Annotated in this window: 24 protein-coding genes; 13 read left to right on the forward strand and 11 right to left on the reverse strand. The window is 64.0% G+C overall.

All coding sequences use genetic code 11. The annotated features are described in order from the left end of the window. Positions 1-31: 31 nt before the first annotated feature. The gene (locus tag RC54_RS21710; protein ID WP_061789951.1) at positions 32-976 is read right to left on the reverse strand and encodes a methyltransferase domain-containing protein; all 945 of its coding nucleotides are present in this window, start codon (positions 974-976) and stop codon (positions 32-34) included. Positions 977-1,091: 115 nt separating this feature from the next. On the opposite strand from RC54_RS21710, the gene RC54_RS21715 reads away from it, so the two are divergent. Together RC54_RS21715 and RC54_RS21720 are read left to right on the forward strand one after the other, a co-directional pair. After that, positions 1,092-1,943, forward strand: coding sequence for a ComF family protein (locus RC54_RS21715; RefSeq protein WP_058896891.1), 852 nt, complete (start codon positions 1,092-1,094; stop codon positions 1,941-1,943). A 36-nt stretch (positions 1,944-1,979) separates the two neighbouring features. Continuing rightward, positions 1,980-2,462, forward strand: a complete 483-nt coding sequence (locus tag RC54_RS21720) for a tRNA (cytidine(34)-2'-O)-methyltransferase (RefSeq protein WP_061789952.1) — start codon at positions 1,980-1,982, stop codon at positions 2,460-2,462. Positions 2,463-2,532: 70 nt separating this feature from the next. Here RC54_RS21720 and RC54_RS21725 read toward each other — a convergent pair whose 3' ends face one another. From RC54_RS21725 to RC54_RS21740, 4 genes are all read right to left on the reverse strand, one after another. Continuing rightward, positions 2,533-3,327, reverse strand: a complete 795-nt coding sequence (locus tag RC54_RS21725; RefSeq protein WP_061789953.1) for an ABC transporter ATP-binding protein — start codon at positions 3,325-3,327, stop codon at positions 2,533-2,535. Position 3,328: 1 nt separating this feature from the next. Next, the gene (locus tag RC54_RS21730) at positions 3,329-4,222 is read right to left on the reverse strand and encodes an ABC transporter permease (protein ID WP_058896894.1); all 894 of its coding nucleotides are present in this window, start codon (positions 4,220-4,222) and stop codon (positions 3,329-3,331) included. A gap of 141 nt (positions 4,223-4,363) precedes the next feature. After that, on the reverse strand, positions 4,364-5,335 hold the full coding sequence (locus tag RC54_RS21735; RefSeq protein WP_174526112.1) for an ABC transporter substrate-binding protein: 972 nt from the start codon (positions 5,333-5,335) through the stop codon (positions 4,364-4,366). Positions 5,336-5,479: 144 nt separating this feature from the next. Further along, entirely contained in the window at positions 5,480-6,460 is a 981-nt protein-coding gene (locus RC54_RS21740) for an ABC transporter substrate-binding protein (RefSeq protein WP_058896896.1), read from the reverse strand. Between the two features lie 222 nt (positions 6,461-6,682). On the opposite strand from RC54_RS21740, the gene RC54_RS21745 reads away from it, so the two are divergent. Both RC54_RS21745 and RC54_RS21750 read left to right on the forward strand, forming a co-directional pair. Beyond that, positions 6,683-7,063 carry a DUF2946 family protein gene (locus tag RC54_RS21745; protein WP_058896897.1) on the forward strand — a complete coding sequence of 127 codons (381 nt, stop codon included), beginning with the start codon at positions 6,683-6,685 and terminating at the stop codon, positions 7,061-7,063. Between the two features lie 89 nt (positions 7,064-7,152). Then, complete coding sequence (locus tag RC54_RS21750; protein WP_061789955.1) at positions 7,153-7,689, forward strand: copper chaperone PCu(A)C; 537 nt, start codon at positions 7,153-7,155, stop codon at positions 7,687-7,689. A 94-nt stretch (positions 7,690-7,783) separates the two neighbouring features. Here the strand turns inward: RC54_RS21750 and rfaE2 are convergent, their stop codons facing one another. The 4 genes from rfaE2 to RC54_RS21770 form a co-directional block, all read right to left on the reverse strand. Next, entirely contained in the window at positions 7,784-8,266 is a 483-nt protein-coding gene (rfaE2, locus tag RC54_RS21755) for a D-glycero-beta-D-manno-heptose 1-phosphate adenylyltransferase (RefSeq protein ID WP_017453698.1), read from the reverse strand. Positions 8,267-8,389: 123 nt separating this feature from the next. After that, positions 8,390-9,244 carry a ferritin family protein gene (locus RC54_RS21760; protein ID WP_058896899.1) on the reverse strand — a complete coding sequence of 285 codons (855 nt, stop codon included), beginning with the start codon at positions 9,242-9,244 and terminating at the stop codon, positions 8,390-8,392. A 137-nt stretch (positions 9,245-9,381) separates the two neighbouring features. Beyond that, a complete protein-coding gene (locus RC54_RS21765; RefSeq protein WP_061789956.1) occupies positions 9,382-10,239 on the reverse strand; it encodes a PhaM family polyhydroxyalkanoate granule multifunctional regulatory protein in 858 nt (285 codons plus the stop codon). A gap of 48 nt (positions 10,240-10,287) precedes the next feature. Next, entirely contained in the window at positions 10,288-11,583 is a 1,296-nt protein-coding gene (locus tag RC54_RS21770; RefSeq protein WP_082686109.1) for a branched-chain amino acid ABC transporter substrate-binding protein, read from the reverse strand. Positions 11,584-11,680: 97 nt separating this feature from the next. Here RC54_RS21770 and RC54_RS21775 point away from each other — a divergent pair, with 97 nt between their 5' ends. The 4 genes from RC54_RS21775 to RC54_RS21790 all read left to right on the forward strand — a co-directional run bounded on the left by RC54_RS21775 (position 11,681) and on the right by RC54_RS21790 (position 15,829). Then, positions 11,681-12,823 (forward strand): DUF3108 domain-containing protein, encoded by a 1,143-nt coding sequence (locus tag RC54_RS21775; RefSeq protein ID WP_061789957.1) that lies wholly within the window; start codon positions 11,681-11,683, stop codon positions 12,821-12,823. A gap of 163 nt (positions 12,824-12,986) precedes the next feature. Beyond that, complete coding sequence (locus RC54_RS21780; RefSeq protein WP_058896902.1) at positions 12,987-13,769, forward strand: DUF3108 domain-containing protein; 783 nt, start codon at positions 12,987-12,989, stop codon at positions 13,767-13,769. 96 nt (positions 13,770-13,865) lie between these two features. Next, on the forward strand, positions 13,866-14,606 hold the full coding sequence (gene queC, locus RC54_RS21785; RefSeq protein WP_061789958.1) for a 7-cyano-7-deazaguanine synthase QueC: 741 nt from the start codon (positions 13,866-13,868) through the stop codon (positions 14,604-14,606). A 38-nt stretch (positions 14,607-14,644) separates the two neighbouring features. Then, a complete protein-coding gene (locus tag RC54_RS21790; RefSeq protein WP_061789959.1) occupies positions 14,645-15,829 on the forward strand; it encodes a serine hydrolase domain-containing protein in 1,185 nt (394 codons plus the stop codon). A gap of 105 nt (positions 15,830-15,934) precedes the next feature. Here RC54_RS21790 and RC54_RS21795 read toward each other — a convergent pair whose 3' ends face one another. Both RC54_RS21795 and RC54_RS21800 read right to left on the reverse strand, forming a co-directional pair. Further along, positions 15,935-17,401, reverse strand: coding sequence for an IS1182 family transposase (locus RC54_RS21795; protein ID WP_244216397.1), 1,467 nt, complete (start codon positions 17,399-17,401; stop codon positions 15,935-15,937). Between the two features lie 148 nt (positions 17,402-17,549). Beyond that, positions 17,550-19,865, reverse strand: a complete 2,316-nt coding sequence (locus RC54_RS21800; RefSeq protein ID WP_082686110.1) for a penicillin-binding protein 1A — start codon at positions 19,863-19,865, stop codon at positions 17,550-17,552. A gap of 366 nt (positions 19,866-20,231) precedes the next feature. On the opposite strand from RC54_RS21800, the gene pilM reads away from it, so the two are divergent. The 5 genes from pilM to RC54_RS21825 are packed head-to-tail and all read left to right on the forward strand — an operon-like array spanning position 20,232 to position 25,015. Next, complete coding sequence (gene pilM / locus RC54_RS21805; RefSeq protein ID WP_061790561.1) at positions 20,232-21,131, forward strand: pilus assembly protein PilM; 900 nt, start codon at positions 20,232-20,234, stop codon at positions 21,129-21,131. Beyond that, the gene (locus RC54_RS21810) at positions 21,128-21,694 is read left to right on the forward strand and encodes a hypothetical protein (protein ID WP_061790562.1); all 567 of its coding nucleotides are present in this window, start codon (positions 21,128-21,130) and stop codon (positions 21,692-21,694) included. Before pilM ends, RC54_RS21810 begins: the two co-directional genes overlap by 4 nt. Continuing rightward, positions 21,691-22,281 (forward strand): type 4a pilus biogenesis protein PilO, encoded by a 591-nt coding sequence (gene pilO / locus RC54_RS21815; RefSeq protein WP_061790563.1) that lies wholly within the window; start codon positions 21,691-21,693, stop codon positions 22,279-22,281. Before RC54_RS21810 ends, pilO begins: the two co-directional genes overlap by 4 nt. Continuing rightward, entirely contained in the window at positions 22,278-22,952 is a 675-nt protein-coding gene (locus RC54_RS21820) for a hypothetical protein (protein ID WP_061790564.1), read from the forward strand. The genes pilO and RC54_RS21820 overlap by 4 nt, the downstream gene beginning before the upstream one ends. Further along, positions 22,949-25,015 (forward strand): type IV pilus secretin PilQ, encoded by a 2,067-nt coding sequence (locus tag RC54_RS21825; RefSeq protein WP_061790565.1) that lies wholly within the window; start codon positions 22,949-22,951, stop codon positions 25,013-25,015. The genes RC54_RS21820 and RC54_RS21825 overlap by 4 nt, the downstream gene beginning before the upstream one ends. Positions 25,016-25,056 lie beyond the last annotated feature (41 nt).

Below are 25,056 nucleotides of genomic sequence, written 5' to 3' on the forward strand. Positions count from 1 at the left end.
CTGTGCAACCAAGCCTTATATGAAATGGTGACTATCGCGGCGGGCGTTCGAAGCGAATGATGCTCTCGCCGGCCGCGGTGGTCTTGGGCACCGGGCGGAAGGCATGGCCGTAGACGATCTCGAAGCTCAGCGGGATCTTGCCATCGGGCTTGCGCATGGCCTCGAAGGCCGCCAGCAGGCGCTGATACTGGGCGCGACTCATCATGCTGCGGCGCCGCGACTCCAGCGGGTTGCCGCCCCAGGCGCGCACGTCTTCCAGCAGGCGCTGCGGTGTCTCGTAGGTGACGGTGATGGTTTCCATGTCCATCACCGGCGTGGAAAAGCCGGCATTGACCAGCATGTCGCCGAAGTCGTGCATATCGACGAAGGGCAAGGTGTGCGGCGCCAGATCGATCTGCTCGAAGGCGCTGCGCACCTCGCGCAGGGTATCGGGGCCGAAGCAGGAAAACATCAGCAAGCCCTCCACCCGCAGCACGCGCCGCCATTCGGCGAACACCCGATCAGGCTGGGGATGCCAGTGCAGGGCCAGGTTGGACCAGACCAGGTCCAGCGCATTGGGGGCCAGCGGCAAGCGGGCGAAATCGGCGCAGGCCAGTTGCGGGCCGTTGCCGCTAGGGGGCGAACCCAGCCACTTGTTGATGGAGCCGAACAGGCGATTCATCGCCGTCTGCGCGCCGCGCTGGTGGTCGGCCGCCTTGGCCAACATGGCATAGGCGCCATCCAGACCGATCACCTGGGCTTGCGGGTAGCGCTTCTGCAACACCGGCAGGTCGGCGCCCTCGCCGCACCCGGCGTCCAACACTTCACGCGGGTCGATCTTCACCAGCGCCAGGCGCTCCTGCATCCGTGCCGAGACTTCACGCCGCAGGAAATCGGACTCGGCCACCCGTTGTGGCTGGCCGAAGCGACGGCGCACCAGGGGCAGGTCAATGGGAGCGCTCAGCTTGGCGCTGGCAGAAGGAGGCGGCAGGGACATCGGGTGAGGGCGTGAGCAAACGCAATAGGGAAACAGGTAAGCAGCAGATCCACGGGGGCTGATGCGATAATGCGCGTAGTTTAGTCGAAATCCATTTTTCCCGGGCGCAGCTAACATGGATGTCAAACCCGCAAAACCCGCCACCGCAACGCCCCAGGCCAAGCCGGGCAGCGCTTACCGCGCCGTCGGCGGCAAACCCGCGCGGCCAGGCAAAGCGACCGGCCCCGGCTGGCTGCAGCGCCTCTTGGCGCAATTGCCGCAACTGCTGCCCTCTTCCTGCGCGCTGTGCGGTGCGGCCGGGCGCGAGACCCTGTGCGCCCCCTGCCACAAGCGCTTCTATACCCGCCAGCACCGGCGCTGTATCCAGTGCGCCATGCCCATGCCGGTGACCGGCAAGGAACTGCGCTGCGGCGCCTGCCTCAAAGACCGCCCGGCCTTCGATGCCACCATCGTCGCTACCGATTATTTTGCCCCTTCCGACCAGTTGGCCCTGGCCCTGAAATTCGGCGGCGACCTGCGACTGGCGCCGCTGCTGGCCCGGCTGATCTACGACGCCACCCGCCGCAACCCGGTACCGGGCAGCGACGTGCAGTTGCCGCTGCCCACCGTGCTGGCGCCGGTACCGCTGGGCCTGGCGCGGCTGCAGGAACGCGGCTTCAACCAAGCGCTGGAAATTGCCCGCCCGCTGGGCCAGTTGCTGGATATTCCGGTGCAGGCGCGCCTGCTCGAACGCAAGAAGGAAACCCAGGCGCAATCGGCGCTGCCGGTGGGCGCGCGGGCCCGCAACGTGCGCTCGGCCTTCGCCCTGCCCTTCGCCGCCATGGACCAGGTGCGCGGGCTGCACGTGGGCATCGTGGATGATGTGATGACCACCGGCGCCACCTTGAATGAAGTGGCCATCGTGCTCAAGCGGCACGGCGCCCGGCGCGTGACCAACCTGGTCTTTGCGCGCACCCTGCCGACCTGAACCGGGTCGGCGATCTTTTTATTGCAGGAGAGTTTTTTGTTCCACGTCGTCCTGGTCGAGCCGGAGATCCCTCCCAATACCGGCAACATCATCCGCCTGTGCGCCAATACCGGCGCCCAACTGCACTTGGTAGAGCCGCTCGGCTTCCCGCTCGATGATGCCAAGATGCGGCGCGCCGGACTGGACTACCACGAATACGCCAACATGCAGGTGCATCCCGACTGGGATAGCTTCCTGGCCCAGCGCCGGCAAGATCCGCAATTCGATGCAAGGCGCATGTTCGCCATGACCACGCATGGCTCCACGCCCTTTGCGGGCCTGGCGTTCCAGCCGGGCGACACCTTCGTGTTCGGCTCCGAGACGCGCGGCCTGGCCCCCGAGCGGCGCGAATCCTTCCCCACCGCGCAACGCATCCGCTTGCCGATGCGGCCGGGCAATCGCAGCATCAACCTGTCCAATACGGTGGCGGTGGTGGTCTATGAAGCCTGGCGCCAGAATGGCTATGAGGGCGGCAGTTAAGCTGCTGCGACCATGAAAAAAGGCTCCCCGAGGGGAGCCTTTTTCGTTGGCAGCGCCATCCAGGCTGAAATCAGCCCAGCAACAGCGCATCATCCGAAAGCTTCTCCCCGCGCGTCTGCTCGAACATCTTCAGCAGGTCCGGCACGTCCAGCCCGGCGCGTTCCGGGCCCGACACATCCAGCACCACGCGGCCCTGGTGCAGCATCACGGTGCGGTCACCATAGTCCAGTGCCTGACGCATACTGTGGGTCACCATCATGGTGGTGAGCTTGCCCTCGGCCACGATCTTGGCCGTCAGCTCCAGCACGAAGGCGGCGGTCTTGGGGTCGAGCGCTGCCGTATGCTCATCGAGCAGCAGGATGCGCGAAGGCTGCAACGAAGCCATCAACAGACTCACCGCCTGGCGCTGGCCGCCGGAGAGCAGGCCGATGCGGTCGGTCAGGCGGTTTTCCAGACCCAGGTTCAGGATCGCCAGCTTTTCGCGGAACAGCTCGCGCATCTTGCCGCGAATGGCGAACTGGAAGCCGCGGCGGCGGCCACGGGCCATGGCCAGGGCCATGTTCTCTTCGATGGTCAGCGCTTCACAGGTACCGGCCATCGGGTCCTGGAACACGCGCGCCACCATGCCGGCGCGATCCCAGGCCTGCTTGCGGGTGACGTCGGTGCCGTCGATTTCGATCTTGCCGCTATCGACCAGCAGGTCACCGGAGATGGCATTGAGGAAGGTGGACTTGCCGGCGCCATTGGAGCCGATCACGGCCACGAACTGGCCGGTCGGGATTTCCAGCGAGAGGCCGCGCAGGGCCGGGTTCTCGATGGGGGTACCGGGATTGAAGGTGATCTTGAGATCGGTGGCTTTCAACATCTCAGGCTCCCTTTCTCAGCAGTTTCAACTTGCGCTTGCCCATGGGCAGCACCAGGGCCAGCATCACCAGCACGGCGGTGACCAGGTTCAGGTCTTGCGCCTGCAGGCCGATGAAGTCGCTATTGAGCGCCAGCGCGATGAAGAAGCGATACAGGATCGCCCCCAGGATCACCGCCAGCGTGGTCCACACCAGGCGGCGTGCCGGCAGGATGTTCTCGCCGATGATGACGGCCGCCAGGCCGATGACGATGGTACCGATGCCCATGGAGATGTCCGAACCACCCTGGGTCTGGGCAAACAGCGCACCGGCCAGCGCCACCAGCGAATTGGCCAGCGCCATGCCGGCCAGCGTGGCGCGACCGGTGGCGATGCCCTGGGCGCGCGCCATGCGGGCGTTGGCGCCGGTGGCGCGCATGGCCAGGCCGATCTCGGAAGAGAAGAACCAGTCCAGCAGCAGCTTGGCGGCGGTCACCACCACCAGCAGGATCAGCGGGCGGCCCACATAGTCGGGGATCCAGCCCGGCTGCAGGATGGTGAAGATGGTCGGCTCGGAAATCAAGGGCACGTTGGGCTTACCCATCACGCGCAGGTTGATCGAATACAGCGCGATCATCATCAGGATACTGGCCAGCAGATCCATGATCTTCAAGCGCACGTTGAGCCAGGCGGTAATGAAACCGGCCAGCGCACCGGCCAGCAGGGCCACGAAGGTGGCCAGGAAGGGATTGTAGCCGGCGGCGATCATGGTGGCCGCCACGGCGCCGCCCAGCGGGAAGCTGCCATCGACGGTCAGGTCAGGGAATACCAGGATGCGGAAGGAAATGAGCACGCCGAGGGCGACCAGACTGAAGATCAGGCCGATCTCCAAGGCGCCCAGGAGGGTATACAGCGACATAAAAGGACTTTCTTAAAAAAACACATTCGGCCAGGCGCGGTACGCCCATGCCGAATGTCTTCTGCGTGGCGCTGGCACAGCACGGGTGGTGCGGCGCCAGCGGTGCATGGCCGACAAATCAGGTCACGCGGGGTTGAGTACTTAGTTAAGCACCTTGGTGGCCGACTTCACGAACTCCGGCGACAGGGTCACGCCCTGCTTTTGCGCCGCCGAAGTATTGACGTACAGCTCCAGGTTCTTGACCGGCGAAGAGGCGATGTCGCCAGCCTTTTCCCCCTTCAGGATACGGGCCACGACCTTACCGGTCTGGCGCCCCATGTCGTAGAAATTCACGCCCAGGGCGGCGATCGCGCCACGCTTGACGCTGCCGGTGTCCGACGCGATTAGCGGGATCCTGGCGTCGTTGCAGACCTTGGCCAGCGATTCGAAGACCGACACCACGTTGTTGTCGGTGGTGGTGTACATCACATCGATCTTGCCGATCAGGCTCTTGGCGGCTGGCGCCACATCCACCGAACGGGGGGCGGCGGCTTCCACCAGGGTCAGGCCGGCCTTCTGCAACTCGCCCTTGAGGTTGTTCAGGGCCGACACGGAATTGGCTTCGCCCGGATTGTAAACCACGCCCACGCGTTTGGCCTCAGGCACCACGCGCTTGATGATCTCGACCTGCTTGACCGGGTCCAGCATGTGCGACAGGCCCGTGACGTTGGTGCCGGAGGGCTTCCAGTCCTTGACCAGTTGCGCCGCCATGGGGTCGGCGATGGCCGAGTAGACGATGGGAATGGTCTTGGTCGCGGCCACCAGCGGCTGCGCCGAGGGGGTGCCGATGGCCACGATCACGTCCGGGTTGTCACCCACGAACTTCTTGGCGATCTGGCCGGCGGTACCGGCATTGGCCTGGGCGCTCTGGAAATCCCACTTCAGGTTCTTGCCGGGCTCGAAGCCTTCGGCGATCAGTTCGTCCTTGGTACCGTCACGCACGGCGTCCAGCGCCGGGTGTTCGACGAAGGAAGTGATGGCCACCACCTTCTCGGCCGCCAGGGCCGAGGCACAGATGGCGCTTAAGGCCAGCGCACCGGCAATGGCGCGCAATGACTTCGATACTGCAAACATGGTCCTCTCCTCGTTCATGGTGATCAGGCCTCGGCGTTCCTCTCGACCGGGCCCGTTATGAGTATGGGCAAACAATCGCTACGGTGCTGCCGCCGAATAAAGAAGATCCCGCGTCGCAGCGGGATCTTCCATACCTGGCTCGGTTTATTGCTTGATGACGGTCTTGGCCGAATTCACCAGTTCCGGCGACAGGGTCACGCCCTGCTTCTGGGCGGCGGCCGTGTTGACGAACAGTTCCAGCTTGCTGCTGGTGGCCGAGGCGATGTCGCCCGGCTTTTCACCCTTGAGGATGCGGCCGACCACCTTGCCGGTCTGGCGGCCCAGATCGTAGTAGTTCACGCCCAGGGCGGCGATGGCGCCACGCTTGACGCTGTCGGTGTCGGACGCCACCAGCGGGATCTTGGCATCGTCGCCGACCTTGACCAGCGCTTCATAGGCCGAGACCACATTGTTGTCGGTGTTGGTGTAGATCACATCGACCTTGCCGATCAGGCTCTTGGCGGCCGAACCGACGTCCACCGAACGCGGGGCGGCGGCTTCCACCAGGGTCATGCCGGACTTGGCCAGCAGTTCCTTCAAGGCCTTGACCACCACGGCGGAATTGGCTTCGCCGGGGTTGTAGACCATGCCCACGCGCTTGGCCTTGGGCACCACGCGCTTGATCAGATCGACTTGCTTGTCCAGTTCCAGCAGGTCGGACACGCCAGTGACGTTGGTGCCGGAAGGTTTCCAGTCCTTCACCAGTTGTGCCGCCACCGGATCGGTGACGCCCGAATAGACCACCGGGATGCTCTTGGTGGCGGCCACCACGGCCTGGGCCGAGGGGGTGGCGATGGCCACGATCACATCAGGCTTGTCGCCGATGAACTTGCGGGCGATCTGGGCGGCGGTGCCGGTGTTGCCTTGGGCGCTCTGGTATTCCCACTTCAGGTTCTTGCCGGCGTCGAAGCCTTCTTCCTTCAACTCGTCCTTCACACCGTCACGGATGGCGTCCAGGGCCGGGTGCTCGACGATGGCGGTCACCGCGACGGACTTCTCGGCGGCCATGGCCGGGGCGGCACAGACGGCGGCCAGGGACAGGGCGGCGACCAGCGCGCGCAGCGTCAGCTTGTGGTGATAGGACATGCAGTCTCCCTTGGAAAAATGGATGGAATACCCGAAAAAGAGGGTAAGTCTAGCCTAGCGGATGTGAACAATCAATTTGCATGAAGACGGGCGGGCCGCGCCGGTGGCGGGCGCACAGGGCACTCGCGTTCTGCGCCATTCTGCGCCATCAAGCGGCGGGGCATGATCGGCATCAACCGTGCGCCCGGGCAACCCAGGGGACGGTTGCTATAATCCCTGCCCATGTCTTCCCGCCACGCCTTCCTCCATCCCGCTCCCCGCCGCCGCTGGCTGCGGTGGCCGGCATGGGCTTGCCTGTGGCTGGTGCTGGCCCTGGTGGCCGCCCCCTGGTGGCAGCAGGCCGCTGCGCGCAGCCTGGGGGACGTGCCGGCCATGGCCATTTGCAGCGTCGGGGGTGGTAACAGCGGCAATGCCCCGGCGCATGTGACAGCCGGCCATTGCCCCTTGTGCTGCGGCCACCAGGCGGCCACGCCTGCGCCGAGTTCGGGCTGGGATAGCGCTCCCGTGTCGGCAATGAGCTATCCGCTGGCGCGCGCGCTGCCGCCGCTGCGCTCGGCCAGCCTGGCGCCGGGTTCGCCCCAGGCGCGTGCGCCGCCTGCCTGATCAGCGCCGTCCCTTGGGCCTTTGCGCCCACCCTTGCTGGCCGCTGGCCCGCTTATCAGGAATCGAAACGACAACCAGGACTCAACGATATGAAACATTTTTTCCAACGCACGGCCACCCTGGCCATCACCGCTGCCCTGCTGGCGGCCGCTCCACTGTCGCAAGCGCATGACTACAAGCTGGGTCAGCTCGACATCGGCCACCCCTACGCCCGCGCCACCGTGCCGGGCCAGCCGGCTGCTGGTGCCTATGTGAGCATCGAAAACAAGGGCAGCACGCCGGACCGCCTGGTGGCGGTGTCTTCGCCGGTGGCCAAGTCGGGTGAGATCCATACCATGGCCATGGAAGGCAATGTGATGAAGATGCGCGAGCTCGATGGCGGGCTGGAAGTCAAACCCGGTCAGAAGATCACCATGCAGCCGGGCAATGGCTACCACATCATGTTGATGGGCCTGTCCAAGCCGCTGCAGGCGGGTGACAAGGTACCGGTCACGCTGACCTTCGAGAAGGCCGGCAAGGTCGAGGTGAGCTTCAATGTCGAAGACCGTGCGGCCACCACGGCCGGCAAGGACGATATGAAGGATATGAAGGACATGAAGGACATGAAGGGTCACATGCACCACTGAACCGGCCCGGCTGACACAGCCGGTTCCTGACATGGCAAGGCCGGCAGCGAGCAATGCTCCTGCCGGCCTTGTTCTTTTTGACTGCGTGGCGCGCTCAGCCGGCCAGCTTGCGCACCTTGGCCAGCAGCTTGGTGGTGGAGCGGTCATGCTCGAAGGCAATGGCCAGCACCTGGCCACCATAGGCCGCCACGGCCTGGCCTTCGGGAATAGCGTGCATATCGTAGTCGCCGCCCTTGACGTAGATCTCCGGGTGCGCCTGCTGCACCGCTTCCAGGGCGGTATCTTCATCGAAGGGGACCACCAGCGCCACCGACTCCAGGGCGGCCAGCACCGCCATGCGGTCTTCGCAGGTGTTGATGGGACGGTCATCGCCCTTGCCCAGGCGCTTGACGGAGGCGTCAGTGTTGACCGCCACCACCAGCGATGCCCCCTGGGCGCGGGCCTGCGCCAGGTAGGTAACGTGGCCGCGATGCAGGATGTCGAACACGCCATTGGTCATCACCACCGGCTTGGGCAATTGGGCCACGCGCTGCTGGAGTTGGTCGCGGGTGCAGAGTTTGGATTCGAAGTCGGCCATCTTGAGCGGGATCGGTTCGGGTGGGCTTGGGGTGAAGGATAAAAAAAGCCGCAACCTCAGTTGCGGCTTAGTTGCGGCTTTTGCGATTGTACTGCCTTGCTGCCTGTGAAGGATTTTTCCTGCTCAGGCTGCGGCGGCGCCGGACGGCAGGATACGCTGGGTCACTTCCTTGCGGTAGCGGTTCAGCTCCTGGACGTTGCTGAAGGTACGTTCGAACAGCAGCGACATGTTGTGCAGGATGCGGTCCACGACCTTCTTTTCCCATTCGCCGTCGAACTTGATCTGGCTGTCCAGCCAGCGCTCCAGCCATTCCGGGTCGGGCAGGCGGCTTTGCACGGTGTCGTTGGGGAACAGTGCCTGGTTCACGTGCAGGTTGGTCGGGTGCAGCGGCTTTTCGGTGCGACGGGCCGAGGCCATCAACACACCGATCTTGGCGAAGGCCGCACGGGCCTTGTCGCCCACTTCGTTCAAGGCCTTCTTCATGTAGCGCAGGTAGGCGCCGCCGTGGCGGGCTTCATCCTGGCTGATGATCTTGTAGATCTGCTTGATGACCGGCTCGGTGTGCCAGTCGGCAGCACAGCGGTACCAGTGGTTCAGGCGGATCTCGCCGCAGAAGTGCAGCATCAGGGTTTCCAGCGGCGGGGCGGGATCGAACTCGAAGCGCACGTTGTGCAGCTCTTCTTCGGTCGGGCACAGGTCCGGGCGGAAGCGGCGCAGGTATTCCATCAGCACCAGCGAGTGCTTCTGTTCTTCGAAGAACCATACCGACATGAATGCCGAAAAATCGCTGTCCCCGCGATTGTCGCGCAGGAACATCTCGGTCGCCGGCAGCGCCGACCATTCCGTGATCGCGTTCATGCGGATGGTCTGCGCCTGTTCGTCGGTGAGCAAGGAAGCATCGAACTTGTCCCAGGGAATATCCTTATCCATATTCCAACGGACCTGCTCTAGCGATTTGAACAATTCTGGGTACAGCATCTCAGTAGGGGCCTATATGCGTTAAGTGTTTGATTTTAACAAGATTTTCCCGATCCATACTAAAACGGTCAGGTTTCAGCAATATGACAAAGGCCCGGACGCTTCATGCGCCCAGGCCGACGCCGACCGGGCGCGGATCAGGGGGATGTTGGCTTGCGGGAGGCTGGCTTCTTGTTTTGCCGCGATTGTACAACAGCCGTCCGGGCCGGCGCGCTCGTATTTGCGGCGCGCTTGGGGGCTTTCTTGACTGCTGGCTTCCCGGGCGGCGGCTTGGCCCCTTTGACTGGCTTGGAAGCGCCAGCCGGCTTGCCTTTGGGGGGGGCCTTGGGCTTGGCCGCAACTGTCTTATTTTCGCTACGCTTGGCAGCCTTGGGCGGCTTGGCCGGCTTCAGCAAGGGCTCCTGGTCGGGCGTGCTGCCGGCCAGGGCATTGCCGACGGCGTGCTTGAATTGCTCCTGCAACACATTCCACCAAGCATTGGGGTTGGCAATGGCGGACTGGAAATCGGGGGCCGGCGGAACCACGGCTTCCTCTTCGACGGGTGGCGGCGGCTCGGCTTGAGATACTTGCTCTTCAGCAACATCTTGCGCAGCGGCTTGCGCCGGCTCTTCTTCCGGCGTTTCTTGCGGGGCCGCCCCGGCGCCCGGCCACATCGGGAAACCGAAGGGGAAAGGCGGCGGCGTGCTGGCCTCTTCATCAGCAGCCGTCTCATCGGCCGGGGCCTGACGCGACGCCATGATGGCGCTCATGGCCTGCAAGGTGGAGAGCGTGGCGCTTTGCACTTCCAGGGTCTGGATGGTGGCCTTCAACATGTTCAGGTTCAGTTCCAGCCAGGAGGCCACGGTCTTGAGGTCTGCGATCTTCTTGTTGATGTCTTCCACCGACAGCGAGGGCGTGGCCATGGCGGGCGCGCCCATGCTGCTCCACATCTTCTTCATGAATTCGATGGTATCGGCCACCGAGCCTGCGCCCGGCATCTGCTCCTGGTTCAGCATGAGTTCGCTCCTGTTGTTGTGTGCTACCTGGTGCTACGTCTGTACGTGTCAGCGTGGCGGGCGCTGCATCCGGCAGCTACTGGGCAGCGCCGTCTGCTCGGCCGGGATGAAACGCTCGGTACGGAATCCAAAGCCGCTGCCCTCGTTGTCGAAACGGATGCCGCCGCTGTCGGCGCGCTGCATCTGCATCAGGTAGAGCGGCTGGATCAGTTGATGATCCTCGGCCCGCATGGTCGCCTGGTGGAAGGCGTTCTGATAATGCGCGCCTTCCAGGGCATATGCAACCGCCTTGGGATCGGTGGTCCCGGCCTTTTCGATGGCCTTGACCAGCATGTCGATCATCACCTGCATCCGCAGATAGAGATAGTCATCCTTGGGTTGCGGGTAGCGCTTGCGGAATTCCAGATAGTAGGCGTCGCTAGGCGAGCCCGGATTGCCGCCCGCGTTGGGATGCCACTCAGCCACCGCCCGCACCACCCCCACGCCGGCCTCGCCGATGGCAGCCGGGGCCCCGAGGCTGTTGGCATAGAAGGTATAGAACTTGGCCTTGAAGCCGGCGTCGCGCGCCGCCTTGACCAAGAGCGTCAGGTCATTGCCCCAGTTGCCGGTGATGACCGCATCCGCTCCGGCGCTGCGCATCTTGGCGATGTAGGGAGAGAAATCCTTGATCTTGCCGATCGGGTGCAGCTCATCGCCGACGATGGCGATGTCGGGTCGCTTGAGCGCCAATTGCTCACGCGCCGCCTTGGCCACCTGGCGACCAAAGCTGTAGTCCTGGCCAATCAGATAGACCTTCTTGGTCGCGGGGTCGGCCTTGATGGCTTCGGTCAGGGCTTGCATCCGCATGTCGGCGCTGGCGTCGAAACGGAAGTGCCAGAAGCTGCATTTCTCGTTGGTCAGGGTGGGATCGACCGCCGAGTAATTCAGGAACAGCACCCGATGATCCGGCTCGCGCTGGTTGTGCTTGTTGACCGCGTCGATCAAGGCCGCAGCCACCGCCGAACTGTTGCCCTCGATCAGGAAGGGGATGCGTTCATCGGTCAACTGGCGCAACTGCACCAGCGAGTCTTCCACCCCCAGCTTGTTGTCGAAGGTGGAGAGCTGTAACAGGTGCTTGCCATCGGGCAGGCTCACGCCACCGCGGGCATTGATGCGCTCGATGGCATAGCTGATGTTGCGCACCACGGCCTCACCGGCATTGGCGAAGGGACCGGAGAGGCCATCGATCATGCCGATGCGGATCGGCGGCAAGGGGGCAGCAACGGCGGCGCAGACACTGGCCAGCGCCAAGAGGGCGGCCGAGCACACACGCAAAGGCAGGCGGGAAGACAGGGACAGGTTCATCAATTGACAGGGACAACGACCAAAAGCCGCATTGTACGTGGTTTGACCTGGCCTCTTGCCCAGGACGACGGCCACGCGATCCGATAAACTGGCGGGCATGAGCGAAGTTTCCCTTCCACCCCGGCGCTGGCCGCGCCTGTTGATCCTGATCGCATTGAGCCTGGCGCTGCATGGGGTGGTGGTGGACTGGGCTCGGCACCACATCGTCCCACCCGGCGCGGCACAGGAACCGGTCATGACGGTGGAACTGCGGCCGGTGCCGCCACCGGAGCAGCCGGTGGTCCTGCCGGCCCCCGCACCGGCGCAGCCCAAGCGCAGCAAGCCCGCTCGCCAAGCCGCGCCAGCACCGACGCGCCATGCCGAACCATCCATCGAGCCCCCCGACGAACCGATCCGGGAAACGGTAGAACCGATCTACACGCCCGCCCCGCAGGCCGCGCACGCCATGCCAGCGGCGAGCACCGGCGTATCCGACGTATCCGGTGATGGCCAGGCACAGGGCGGCACAGGCAATGGCACGGCCACGGTAGATGCCAGCCCCGACGACAGCCAGGCACCGGCCACGGGCAAGCAGTACCACACCAGCGCCCCGCCCAGCGCGCTGCTCCAATACGACGTCACCGGCACCAAGGACCAGCAGCCCGCCTATGGCCGGGGCAGCATAGACTGGCACAACGAAGGCAACCACTACCGGGTAGAGGGCAAGGCCAAGGCGCTGTTCTTCACCCTGCTCAATTTCACCAGCGTGGGCGAACTGGATGCCTGGGGCGTCTCGCCGGAGCTCTACACCGAGCAGAAAGGCTTCAAGTCGGCCACCAACACCCACTTCAACCGCGCGCGCAACCTGGTCAGCTTTTCCGCCTCCACCACCAGCTACCCGCGCCGTGGCGGCGAGCAGGACCGGGCCAGCCTGATCTGGCAACTGGCCGCCATCGGCCGTGGCGACGCCACGCAGATCCAGCCGGGGGCGGTGATCGACCTGTTCGTGGCCGGGGTGCGCGATGGCGAACTCTGGCGCGTACAGGTGCTGGGCCAGGAAGCCCTCGACCTGCCCATCGGCCATCTGCAGACCTGGCACCTGGTGCGGATGCCCAAGCCCGGCTCCTATGACGACCGAGTCGATATCTGGCTGGCGCCACAGCACGAGTGGTATCCGGTGCGGGTGCGCTATACCGACCTGCGGCCCCCTGGCGACTACACCCAACTGGACTTGTCAGAACTCAAGCCACCGGAACCCTAAGGCCTGCCCGATCCGGCCAGCCCTGTCAAAATCGGAAACAATTGCGCACAATTGCGCTGCCAGACGGCAGAACCGTCACCGGGTATTCTGGTCGTATTTGTTCATATGACACCTACATGCCCCTCCCCCAAAGCCCTATAGAGACCAAGACGAAGAGCTCGCCATGAACAAACTTTCACATCGCCTCCTAACCACCACCCTACGCACCCTGGCCGCCCTGCCACTGGCTGCGCTGCTGGCCAGCGCCCCGGCGCAGGCCGCCGAAGGACCGCACCCGGTCGAGAAACGTCCCTTCAACCTGCCGCCCTCGGCCGAGCTGCATTACGCCATCAGCGCCAAGCAAAGCGGCATCGACCTCAAGGGCGAAGGCCTGGTGAAGTGGAGCCAAAACAAGACCGCCTACAGCGTCACCACCGAAACCCGCGCCATGCTGCTGGGCAAGATCCTGGAAACCAGCAGCGAAGGCGCCATCGACGCCTACGGTCTGGCGCCGTCGCGCTTCATCGAAAAACGCCTGCGCCGCGAACCGACCACCACCACCTTCAACCGCGAGCAGAACAAGATCACCTTCACCGAATCGGCCGAGAGCTTCCCGCTGCAAGGGGGCGAGCAGGATCGCACCGGCATCACCTGGCAATTCGTGGCCATTGCCCGCGCCAACGCCGCCAAGATGAAACCGGGCTCGGAATGGAAGTTCTTCGTGGCCGGCCCGCGCGATGCCGAGCAATGGACCTTCAAGGTGGTCGGTCGCGAAAAGGTCAAGACCGCCCAGGGCGAGACCGAAGCACTGCACCTGTTCCGCAATCCACCACCGGACGACCAGGCCCAGAAGCTCGATATCTGGCTCGCACCCAAGATGGAGTGGTATCCGGTGCGCCTGAAGTTCACCGATCCCAATGGCGACTATATCGAGCAGGTGCTGGATTCGGTCAACAAAACCCACTAAGCTAGCCGCTGTTGAACACGCGGGGCCTGGGCTGGCAGCGATGCCGTCAGGCCCCGCGTGCTTGTCCCCGTCTCCCTTCCAGCCTTGAGCAAGAACATGTCCGCTACGCCTCCCATCGCCCCCACCCTCAACACCCAAAGCGCCCTGGTGCTCTTTTCCGGTGGCCAGGATTCCACCACCTGCCTGGCCTGGGCGCTGTCGCGCTATGCGCGGGTGGAAACCATCGGCTTCGACTACGGCCAGCGCCACGCCATCGAACTGCAAGTGCGTCCGGCCCTGCTGCAAAAGATGAAGACCTTCTCGCCTGACTGGCAAGCGCGCCTGGGCGAAGACCACATGATCGACCTGTCGCTGATCGGCAAGATTTCCGACACGGCATTGACCCGCGATGTCGCCATCGCCATGCAGGACAATGGTCTGCCCAATACCTTCGTGCCCGGTCGCAACCTGTTGTTCATGACGGTGGCCGCCACGCTGGCCTATCGCCGTGGCTTGAACGTGCTGGTGGGCGGGATGTGCGAAACCGATTTCTCGGGCTATCCCGATTGCCGCGACGACACCATGAAGGCGCTGCAGGTGGCCCTGAACCTGGGCATGGCCACGCAGCTGAAAGTGGAAACGCCGCTGATGTGGATCGACAAGGCCGACACCTGGTCGCTGGCCGAATCGCTGGGAGGCAGCGCGCTGGTGGACCTGATCCGCGCCGATACCCATACCTGCTACCTGGGCGAGCGCGGCCAGTTGCATGACTGGGGTCATGGCTGTGGCAAGTGCCCGGCCTGCGAGTTGCGCGCACGCGGCTACCAGCAGTACGCGGCACGCAAAACGACCGGCTGATCAGGCACAATAGGCTCACTTCTCCACGCCCGAGCCTCATGCCCATCACACCCTCCCAGCTCATCGCCCGGAGTACCGCCGCCCTGCTGGTGGTGCTGGCCGGTGCCGAGATCGGCCGCCGCCTGGCCGACCTGCCCAGCCTGCCGACGCTGGTCGACCTGCAATTCGACCTGACCCCGCGCAGCCAGAGCTACAAGGTGTTCCAGGCCAACCCGATTGCGCGCTCCAGCCATCCACAGCCGCTACCCACGGCGCTGCGCGCGCTGGACATCCAGGTGCCGTGGAAGGATGGCAGCAGCCTGTCGGTAAGCGATTTTCTCAAGAGCACGGCGACCCAGGCCTTCGTGGTGGTGCAGGATGGCCGCGTGGTCTACGAACGCTACATCGATGGCGACGACGCCAATACCCGCTTCGCCTCGTTCTCGGTGGCCAAGTCCTTCGTCTCGGCGCTGACCGGCGTGGCCTTGCAGCAAGGCAAGATCAAGTCGCTCAATGAACCCATAGGCCGTTATCTCAACCGCACTGAGATCGCCCCGGCCTACGCCAACATCACCATCGGCCAGTTGCTGGACATGCGTTCGGGCATCGATGTGCAGGAAAACTATGGCGGCTCGCTGGTCTCGCCGGTGGTGCGCATGTTCGTCAGCACCGACCTGCAACGCTTCATCGCGCGCCGTGACGGCCTGCGCTTTACGCCCGGTTCGCGCTTTGAATACCGCAGCATCGATACCCTGGTGCTCTCACGCGTGCTGGCCCGTGCCACCGGGATGCGCCTGTCCGACTTCGCCCAGCAAGCCCTGTGGGAACCGCTGGGCATGGAACAGGACGCTACCTGGAGCGTGGATAGCCAAGAGCATGGCGTGGAAAAGGCTTTCTGCTGCCTCAACACCACTGCCCGTGACTTTTCCCGATTGGGCTTGCTCTATCTCGATGGCGGCCGCGTCGGCCAGCAGCAGATCGTCAGCCCTACCTGGGCCGCCGAACCACGCCAGCCGCTCAACAACAGCAATACGCTGGACTACCGCAACGGCTGGTGGATCCCGCCCGGCAATGCGGTGGACCGCGACTTCTCGGCCATCGGCGTGTTCGGCCAATACCTCTACATCAACCCCGCCACGCGTACGGTCATCGTCAAGTTGAGCGACTACGGGGTGGAACAGGATGAAGTGCTGACCCTGCTGGCCATGCGCAGGATCGGCCATTACTTGGCGGGGAAGGATTGAATTGGCGCCGCTTCATTGGCCCGGACAATAAAAAACCGCCTGTCTTGCAACAGGCGGTTCAGGTTGATGACGAACCCCGTGTTTTCGAACACGGGGTTTTGTTTTTCAGGCGCAGGTAATTTGCAGATGGTCGATGGCGCAGAAGCCAAGCAAGGCGCTCATTTTTCTCTGTAGCCACTTTTGTACGCTGGCAGAGGCGCTCAAGCCGTGTAAAAGCGCGCGCAAGCGCGCCACCAACAGGGCAATCTTCTTCATGTTCTGGGCCGCCGCCGCCAACAAGCACTGCTCGGCGACCTTGCGCAATCCCCGCATACGGGCATAACGATGTCCGTGCAATTGCTTGGCGTCGGCGAAGCTGCGTTCTACCGTTTCCTTGCGTCGGGCATAGATGCGCTTGCCCCATTCGGTACGACGCCGATCATCCACCTTCTCCTTGGAACGCTCCCACACATGGCGCGTCACCACCTTGACCGCATTGGCGCTATTGGTGCATTGCTCGCGTACCTTGCAGCCCCGGCATTGCTCAGGGTTGGATTTGTATTCCCGATACCCCTGCCGATTGGTGGTGCTGTAGTGCAAGGGTTGACCCTGCGGGCAGATGTATTCGTCACGGTAGGCATCGTACTCATACGCCCGTTTAAAGAATGTCCCCGGCTTGTGGTTGGGTGTGCGGTAGCCCATCACGCCGCTGATCTCGCGATTCTCCAGTCCCTGGCAGACGGCCGGTGTGAAGTAGCCCGCATCCAGGCCAACGGCCTGTACATCAAATCCGAACGTCTGGCGCTGACGATCCAGGCGCGCCAGATAAGGCTGACTGTCATGGACTGAGGCGGGCGTGACATGGGTATCGGTAATGATGGAATGCTTAGCATCGACGGTGCGGTGATCCAGGTAGAAGAAGCCCTTGGGCTTGTCGTCGCGCACCATGTAGCCGCTCTCGGGATCGGTGCGACTGACCTTGATCTCTTTGGTGGGCGGCTCATCATCGTCGTCACGCTTGAGCGGTTTCTTGCCATGCTCGGCACGGTCGATATCCACAGCGGCATCCAATTCGGCCAGATAGGCCGAGGGGGTCTGGGTAACTTGAACGTAGTCGAACTTGTTCTTGTTGGCGTTGGCCTTGAGGTGGGTGCTGTCGCTGTAGAGCACACGGCCATCGACCATGCCGCGTCCAATGGCCTGGCGCACGATCTCGTCGAAGATCTCTTGATAGACGGTGGTATCAATGAAGCGGCGGCGCCGGTTCTGGGAGAAGGTGGAGGAGTCCGGTACCTTGTCGGTCAAACGGAATCCGGCAAACCAGCGATAGGCCACATTGACCTGGACCTCGCGGATGAGCTGGCGCTCGCTGCGGATACCGAAGAGGTAACCGATGAACAAGAGCTTGAAGAGTACCACCGGGTCCAGTGCCGGGCGGCCATTGTCGGCGCAATACAGATGCGCCACCTTCTCTCGGATGAACTCGAAATCCACCGCCGCGTCGATCTTGCGCAGCAGGTGGTCCTTGGGCACGAGCATCTCGATGGTCACCATCTCTAACTCGTGCTGGGCGGCTGTCGGTTTTTTGAGCATGACCGATTAAACAACAAAGCCTTGGCTTTCGCCAAGGCTTTGTCATCAATCTGAACCGCCTGTCTTGCAACAGGCGGTTGTTGATGAAAACTAAAAATATATAAACGATATAAATAGTTTTTTTCGATACCAGTTTTTGCAGTTCGCCTCAGAACAATTCGTTCTTCATCTGCGTCTTGGCCTTTTCTTCTTCCGGCGTCATCCCGCCGTGGTCGCCCATGCCCAGGTCGCGCACCATGGCGCTGGGCGGGAACTCGGCGTAATAGTATTCACCGCCCGATTCGATCACGCCATCCGGTACCTTGCGGTCCACATTGGGCACATCCTTGAGCGCCTTGGACATGTAGCTAATCCACACCGGCAAGGCCAGGCCGCCACCGGTTTCACGGTCGCCCAGGCTCTTGGGTTGGTCGTAGCCGATCCAGGCGATGGCGGTCAGGCCGGGCTGGTAGCCGGCGAACCAGGCATCCATGGAGTCGTTGGTGGTACCGGTCTTGCCGGCCAGGTCGGTACGCTTCAACGACAGTGCCTTGACCGCCGTGCCATGGCGCACCACGTCGCGCAACATGCTGTCCATGATGAAGGCATTGCGGGCATCGATGACGCGGTTGGATTCATCGTCGGCCGTAGCCGGCTTGGCCTGCGAGAGCACTTCGCCATTGTTGTCGGTGACCTTGGTGATCAGGTAGGGATTGATCTTGTAGCCGCCGTTGGCAAACACCGAGTACGCACCCACCATCTGCAAGGGCGTGACGTTGCCCGCTCCCAGCGCCAGGGTCAGGTAGGGCGGGTTCTTGTCGGCATCGAAGCCGAAGCGGGTGATGTATTCCTGCGCATACTTCACGCCCACACGCTCCAGGATGCGGATGGAAACCAGGTTGATCGACTTCTGCAAGGCGCGGCGCATCGAGATCGGGCCTTCGAACTTGCCACCGTAGTTCTTGGGTTGCCACACCTGGCCACCAGTCTGGGTGAAGGTCAGCGGCGCATCATTGATGATGGTGGCCGGCGACAAACCCTTTTCCAGCGAAGACGAATAGATGAAGGGCTTGAAGGACGAACCCGGTTGACGCCAGGCCTGGGTGACGTGGTTGAACTTGTTGCGGTTGAAGTCGAAGCCGCCCACCAGCGAACGGATCGCGCCATCGTGCGAGTTCACCGAGACGAAGGCCGATTCCACTTCCGGCATCTGGGTGATGATCCAGTTGCTGCCATCCTGGAACACCCGGATGATGGCGCCGCGGCGGATCTTCTTCTGCGGCGGTGCCTTGTCCGACAGCAGGTTGGCGCCAAAGCCCAGACCGGCACCGGAAATACTGATCTCTTCGCCGGTGGCCAGCATGGCGGTGATTTCCTTGGGCTTGGCTTCCAGCACCACGGCCGCGACCATGTCGTCGCTGTCGGGGTGGTCGGCCAGCTCCACTTCGACCGCATCTTCCACCACTTCCTTGGAGGCGTTTTCCGGCAAGTCCATGTAGCCTTCCGGGCCGCGATAGCCGTGGCGGCGCTCGTAGTCGATGATGCCGCGACGCAAGGCGATGTAGGCCGCGTCCTGGTCCGCCTTGGTGATGGTGGTGAAGACGTTCAGGCCGCGCGTGTAGGTTTCATCCTTGTATTGCGCATAGATCAGTTGACGCGCCATTTCGGCCACGTATTCGGCGTGCATCCCGAAGGCCGAGCTGTCGCCCTTGACGCGCAATTCCTCATCCTTGGCCTCCTGATATTGCGCCTCGGTGATGTAGCCCAGCTGGCGCATCCGCAACAGGATGTACTGCTGGCGCGCGTGCGCGCGCTTGGGGTTGACCACCGGGTTGTAGGCCGAAGGCGCCTTGGGCAGGCCGGCCAGCATCGCGGCTTCGGCGATGGTGATGTCCTTCAACTGCTTGCCGAAATAGATCTGGGCGGCCGAGGCAAAGCCATAGGCGCGCTGGCCCAGATAGATCTGGTTCATGTAGACCTCGAGGATCTGGTCCTTGGTCAGGTTGTTCTCGATCTTCCAGGCCAGCGGGATTTCATAGAAGAACTTGCGCGTGGCCTTCTGCAGGAAGGTCGGCTCGTTGCTGGTCAGGAAGAAGTTGCGCGCCACCTGCTGGGTGATGGTCGAGGCACCGCCACCGCCGCCGGAGAGGTTGGAGAAGGTAGCCCGCAGGATACCCTGGTAGTCCACCCCGCCGTGTTCATAGAAACGGTCATCCTCGATGGCCAGCACGGCCTTCTTCATGATGTCCGGGATGTCCTTGAAGTGCACCAGGTTGCGCCGTTCCTCGCCGAATTCGCCGATCAGCACGCCATCGGCCGAGAAGATGCGCAGCGGGATCTTGGGACGATAGTCGGTCAAGGTATCGAGGTCGGGCAGCTTGGGATAGGTCAGGGCGACGATGAAGGCCACGCCCAAAAGCGCCATCACGATCAGGCCAAAGAGGGTACCGAACAAGCCCAGCAGGATGCGCAATGACCAGTGCATCCGCTTGCGCGGGGCCTTTTCTGCGGGAGCACCCGTCGCCGATGCCGGTTTGGATTGATCGCCGCCGTTGGAAGATGAAGACATTCGAGATAAGCGTTAAAGCAGGCCAAAACAGCAGGCCAAAGCCGGATTGGAAGAAACAAGCCCGCATTATAGCGGCTCGCCCCGACCGGCCGCGCAGCCAGGTGTTGCAAATAGACCAAAGGGCAAGAAGCCGGTTCCAATGCGCATCATTGGAATATGAAGGAAAGCGCAGCAAATGACGCAAATTGCCGCAAATTGCGCGGCATTCCTCAAGTTTCCTCTATTCCCGTCGTTCGGGCGCCGCTGGACAATCCATGCTTCCCTTGGCATGAGAGCTTCGGCATGACTGGCTTCCCCCTTTTTTCCGACCACCGCAGCACGCGCCTGTGCGCCGGCCTGGACATCACCCCCGACCGCGTGCGCCTGGCCTTGCTGCGCCGCTGCGGACGGCGCGCCCAACTGCTGCGGCTTACACAACGCCTGACCGGTGGCGTGATCTGTACCGATGGGCAGATCAGCGACTTCGACGCGCTGCTGCTAATGTGCCGTTCGCTGCTGGACGATCCGCTCTGCCACGGCGCGGCCCTGGCGCTGGCCTTGCCGGCCAGCGCCCTCATCGGTCGGCGCCTGGTGCTGCCGGCCGGCGCCACGCCCGTACAAAGGCTGGTGCAAGTACGCGCCGAAATGGCGGCGCACGGCGTGGGTGCGGATGATCATGCGCTGGATTACCTGGAACTCGGCCCGCAACCCGCCTCGCCCGCCGATACTCAGGTGCTGGCCCTGGCCGCCCCCACGCTGGCTGTCGAAGACCGGCTGGCGCTGGCTGCGGCGCTGAGCCGGCCGCTGGCCACGCTGGCGCCGGAAGACCTGTGCCTGGCAGCGTGGCTGCGTGCCGACCAGCGCAGTGGAGAACATGCCGTGCTGCGCCTGGATCGCGGCGGCAACTGGCTGCTGCTGGGTGCCGGCCCCGGCCATCCCCTGCCGCCGCAGACCGCCTCGGGCGGATACCTGGCCCTGCTGGCCCGCGCCGCGCCGATCCTGCGGCCCCTGCCGCGACGGCTGCTGTTGAGCGGCGATCATCCAGCGCTGGGGGCCATGGCGCGTGCCTTCAGCAAGTATGCCGGGCTGGATGCACAAGTGGCCACCCCGCCCAGCTCGCTGATGCTCTCGCCCCAGATCGCCGCGCAGATTCCCACCGACTACCAACTGGCGCTGGCCCTGGCCTGGGAGGGATTGGCATGAGTTGCGGATTCGATTTCTCCCGCTCCCCGGCGCAGCGGCGGCGCACACTGGAACGAAACTTCTATCGCGCGCTGGCCGCCGCCACGCTGCTGGGCTGTTTGCTGGCCGTCCTGCCGGGTGCGCGCATTTTCCTTCATACACGCTCTTTCCAGGAGGCCAACGCGCTATTGCGCCAGGCGCTGCACAGCTTGGCACCGCAGGTACAGCAAACCGCGGCACTGCGCCAGCGCATCGAGGCCTTGGAAAAACAACTGGCGGCCCAGCAACAATTGACCCTGCGCCGCCAGCAAGCCAGCCTGCTGCTACGCAGTGCCGCGCAGGCGGCCCAGGCGGCGAACAGCCCACTGCGCCTGCAACGCATCCTGCTGCAAGCCGATCGCGCCGAGTTGCGCGGCCAGGCCGCCAGCGCCCAGGAGCTGCGCGACTTCACCAACGCGCTGGCCGGCGCCGGCCTGGAAGGCGCCACGCTCAATGACCTGCTGGCCGAGGACGGCGCCTATGCCTTCAGCCTGATCATCCCGCTGGCGCCGCCCCCGGCAGCAGCGCGTGGAGCGACACCATGAAGACCACCCCTTTGCATACCCATCCCGCTCACTGGCCGCTGCCCGCACGCCTGGCGCTGGGGCTGCTGACCATCGCCCTGTGCGCACTCAGCGGCCTGTTATTGGCGGTCGATGAGCTGGACGACCAGCGCCAGGCGGCACGCCAGCAACAACAGGACTTGCGTGCGCAATACCAGGCGGCACTGACGCAGGTGGCGCAGCAGGCCACGCTGCAATCGCGCCAGAACGCGCTGGAGCTGCAACTGGCCGAGCATCAGAACCAGCTCTGGCCACCGGACCAACTGCAAGCCGAACTGCTGCAGGCCAAGCTGGCGCGCAGGGCCAACGAATGTGGACTGACGCTGGAATCCTTCAAACCCCTGAGCGGCAAGCTGGGGGCGGCCATCGTGCTGCGCGGCAGTCATGCCGGGATGCTGCGTTTCATCGAACTGGTCAGCAGCGCGCCACTGCCGGTGCTGTTCGAAAGCCTGGACATCAGCGCGGTCGAGCATCACGGCCGGGCCATGCTGCAGATGAACGCCAGTGTCAGCGCACCCGCCGCCAGCCCTGCGACTACCGCCCACCCCATCCAGGAGCCCAGGTCATGAAACTGCTGTCGTTGACGCTCTCGCCGCTGCTGCTGGCCGCGGCTGTCTATGGCACGCTGCAGGCGGTGCAGCATCCCGATGAAGCCGCCGCCACCCGCGTCTGGATGGAGAGTACGCGACCACTGTCACCGCCGCCACCGCCCACCGTCCCCGCTGGCCGGGCCCCGACCAGCGCGCCGACCGAGAGCGACGACAGCGAATTGGCCGATCCCTTCCATCCTCAGCAAGACGCGCCCGCCAGCCAACCCAAGCGCGCCCCTCCCAGCGCCGATGAGGACGACGATGAAGCCAGCCCCAGCCACACCTTCTCCCCAACCGCAACAAGCGTAGCAAGCGCCGCCCCCGCACCTGCCACGCTGCGCCTGCTAGGCACTTTGCGACGCGACCAGCACTGGATCGCCATCGCCGAACTGGATGGCGCCACCCATCGCCTGCAGGTCGGCGACATGTTGCCGGGCGGCCTGGGGCAAGTGATGGCCGTGCGCGAAGAACAGATCGACATCGCTCATGCCGGCAACACCAGGACCATCTCGATGGCGAGCTACCAGGGAGCGGCTCCCCCTGCGTGGGTGCCGCCCGTCCCTGCTTTTTCCATGAAAACCAGCCGGGCATCGCGCTTTACAGCACGCAAGACCAAACGCCGCCTGATCAGGCCGGGAGTCACGCCATGAAGATCCTGCTGCTGATGCTGGCTGCCCTGCTGACCCAGAGTGCCAGCGCCGAAAACCGCCTGCACGCCATCGACCTGCACCACCGCCCAGATGGCGTCACCCTGGAACTGCGACTGCTGCATCCGGTCGATGCGGCGCTGGTGGGCAACTTCCAGTTGATCGATCCGCCGCAACTGGTGCTGGATCTGCCCCGGACCACCGCGGCTGCACATCTGGCGCGCAGCATTGCCGGCAGCGGCCTGCTCAAGCGCATCCTGCTGGCCTCCGACGACGAACGCCTGCGCCTGCAGTTACAACTGAAGCAGGCCGTCATCCATCGCCTGCGCACCGAGGGTGACAGCTTGCTGGTGGACCTGGAACTGCGCCCCGCGGCTGATCCAGCTGAACTACACGCCATCGAGTTGCAGCGCGGGCCGCTAGGCGAAGCGCGGATGACAGTGGAACTGGGCAGCAGCAGCCATACCGTGCAGGTCCGCCAACTGGGCCGCCGCCTGATTGCCGATATCGCCGGTGCCAGCCTGCCGCCCGCGCTGCGGCGACAGGTGGAGGTCGGTCGCTTCGCCACGCCGCTCACGCACTACAGCGCCTACCCCCACGAAGGCGGCGTGCGCCTGGTGCTGGAGGCGCAAGGCCAATGGCGCTACCAGGCCTACCAGAGCGGACAGCGCTTGATGATCGATGTGCTGCCGGTGCTCGCCGGCAGCACATCGCCAGGATTGCAGGACGGCAAGACCTATGCCGGCGACCGGCTGTCGCTGAACTTCCAGAATATCGACGTGCGCACTGCCTTGCAGGTGCTGGCCGACTTCAGCGGCGTCAACCTGGTGGCCAGTGACGCGGTCACCGGCCAGTTGAGCCTGCGCCTGAAAGACCTGCCCTGGGACCAGGCGCTGGACATGATCCTGCAGGCGCGGGGCCTGGAGATGCGACGCAGCGGCGAGGTGCTGTGGATCGCCCCGCGCGAGGAAATGCTGGCGCGCGAACGCCAGGAGCTGGAGCAGAAGGCCATGATCGCCGACCTCGAACCGCTGCACGCCGAAAGCTTCCAGCTCAACTACCAGCGCGCCGATACCTTGCGCAAGGCGCTGGGCATCGGCGAAGACGGCAACACCCAGGCCAATCGCCGCAACAGCCTGCTGTCACGCCGCGGCAGTGCCATGATCGACAGCCACACCAACCAGTTGCTGGTGACCGATACCCTGGCCGTGCTGGCCAACGTGCGCAAGCTCATCGAGCGCATCGACGTGGCTTCGCGCCAGGTGCTCATCGAAGCGCGCATCGTCGAGGCCGATGACAGCTTCGCCCGCAACCTGGGCGTCAAGCTGGGCCTGGCAGTGACCACACGCGGCTCCGCGCTGGGCAATAGCTATGCGGCCGTCGGCGAGCAAAGCGGCCAAGGCAGCCCGAGCAGCCAGAACCCACAGGCCGCTCCGACCGGCCAGGCTCCTGCTGGCCCCACCCTGCGCGATCCAGCCCTGAACCTGCGCGCCGAAGCCCTCAGCGGCGCCACCCCGGGCAGCTTCGCCTTCACCCTCTTCAATGCTGCCGCCCAGCGCTTCCTCAACGTCGAACTGTCGGCGCTGGAAGCCGATGGGCGCGGCAAGATCGTCTCCAGCCCGCGCCTGGTCACGGCCGACCAGCAGACCGCCCTGATCGAGCAGGGCGAAGAAATTCCCTACCAGCAAGCCGCCGGCAACGGCACCACCTCGACCGCCTTCAAGAAGGCCAACCTGAAACTGGAAGTCACGCCCCAGATCACCCCGGACGGTAATGTGATCCTGGACGTGGACGTCAACAAGGACAGCCGCGGCAGCGTCACGCCGGGCGGCCTGGCGATCAATACCAAGCACATCAAGACCAAGGTCCAGGTGGAAGACGGCGGCACGGTAGTCATCGGCGGCATCTATACCCAGACCGACAACGACCAGGAAACCCGGGTACCGCTGCTGGGCGAGATCCCGGTGCTGGGAGCGCTGTTTCGCAGCCAGAGCAAGGTGCGCGACAAGACCGAATTGCTGATTTTCCTCACGCCCCGCATCGTCGCCACGCCGCGCCCGTATTGAGCGCCACGCCACGGGCTGCGGGATTTTTCCCCGGTGGCAGG

Source organism: Herbaspirillum rubrisubalbicans (genome assembly GCF_003719195.1).
Taxonomy (GTDB): Bacteria; Pseudomonadota; Gammaproteobacteria; order Burkholderiales; family Burkholderiaceae_D; genus Herbaspirillum; species Herbaspirillum rubrisubalbicans.

Bases quoted from the DNA above. Each gene is read 5' to 3' on its own strand.
- RC54_RS21710 (WP_061789951.1), bottom strand. From the start codon at position 976: ATGTCCCTGCCGCCTCCTTCTGCCAGCGCCAAGCTGAGCGCTCCCATT.
- RC54_RS21715 (WP_058896891.1), top strand. From the start codon at position 1,092: ATGGATGTCAAACCCGCAAAACCCGCCACCGCAACGCCCCAGGCCAAG.
- RC54_RS21725 (WP_061789953.1), bottom strand. From the start codon at position 3,327: ATGTTGAAAGCCACCGATCTCAAGATCACCTTCAATCCCGGTACCCCC.
- RC54_RS21730 (WP_058896894.1), bottom strand. From the start codon at position 4,222: ATGTCGCTGTATACCCTCCTGGGCGCCTTGGAGATCGGCCTGATCTTC.
- RC54_RS21735 (WP_174526112.1), bottom strand. From the start codon at position 5,335: ATGTTTGCAGTATCGAAGTCATTGCGCGCCATTGCCGGTGCGCTGGCC.
- RC54_RS21740 (WP_058896896.1), bottom strand. From the start codon at position 6,460: ATGTCCTATCACCACAAGCTGACGCTGCGCGCGCTGGTCGCCGCCCTG.
- RC54_RS21745 (WP_058896897.1), top strand. From the start codon at position 6,683: ATGTCTTCCCGCCACGCCTTCCTCCATCCCGCTCCCCGCCGCCGCTGG.
- RC54_RS21750 (WP_061789955.1), top strand. From the start codon at position 7,153: ATGAAACATTTTTTCCAACGCACGGCCACCCTGGCCATCACCGCTGCC.
- rfaE2 (WP_017453698.1), bottom strand. From the start codon at position 8,266: ATGGCCGACTTCGAATCCAAACTCTGCACCCGCGACCAACTCCAGCAG.
- RC54_RS21760 (WP_058896899.1), bottom strand. From the start codon at position 9,244: ATGCTGTACCCAGAATTGTTCAAATCGCTAGAGCAGGTCCGTTGGAAT.
- RC54_RS21765 (WP_061789956.1), bottom strand. From the start codon at position 10,239: ATGCTGAACCAGGAGCAGATGCCGGGCGCAGGCTCGGTGGCCGATACC.
- RC54_RS21770 (WP_082686109.1), bottom strand. From the start codon at position 11,583: ATGAACCTGTCCCTGTCTTCCCGCCTGCCTTTGCGTGTGTGCTCGGCC.
- RC54_RS21775 (WP_061789957.1), top strand. From the start codon at position 11,681: ATGAGCGAAGTTTCCCTTCCACCCCGGCGCTGGCCGCGCCTGTTGATC.
- RC54_RS21780 (WP_058896902.1), top strand. From the start codon at position 12,987: ATGAACAAACTTTCACATCGCCTCCTAACCACCACCCTACGCACCCTG.
- queC (WP_061789958.1), top strand. From the start codon at position 13,866: ATGTCCGCTACGCCTCCCATCGCCCCCACCCTCAACACCCAAAGCGCC.
- RC54_RS21790 (WP_061789959.1), top strand. From the start codon at position 14,645: ATGCCCATCACACCCTCCCAGCTCATCGCCCGGAGTACCGCCGCCCTG.
- RC54_RS21795 (WP_244216397.1), bottom strand. From the start codon at position 17,401: ATGCTCAAAAAACCGACAGCCGCCCAGCACGAGTTAGAGATGGTGACC.
- RC54_RS21800 (WP_082686110.1), bottom strand. From the start codon at position 19,865: ATGCACTGGTCATTGCGCATCCTGCTGGGCTTGTTCGGTACCCTCTTT.
- pilM (WP_061790561.1), top strand. From the start codon at position 20,232: ATGACTGGCTTCCCCCTTTTTTCCGACCACCGCAGCACGCGCCTGTGC.
- RC54_RS21810 (WP_061790562.1), top strand. From the start codon at position 21,128: ATGAGTTGCGGATTCGATTTCTCCCGCTCCCCGGCGCAGCGGCGGCGC.
- pilO (WP_061790563.1), top strand. From the start codon at position 21,691: ATGAAGACCACCCCTTTGCATACCCATCCCGCTCACTGGCCGCTGCCC.
- RC54_RS21820 (WP_061790564.1), top strand. From the start codon at position 22,278: ATGAAACTGCTGTCGTTGACGCTCTCGCCGCTGCTGCTGGCCGCGGCT.
- RC54_RS21825 (WP_061790565.1), top strand. From the start codon at position 22,949: ATGAAGATCCTGCTGCTGATGCTGGCTGCCCTGCTGACCCAGAGTGCC.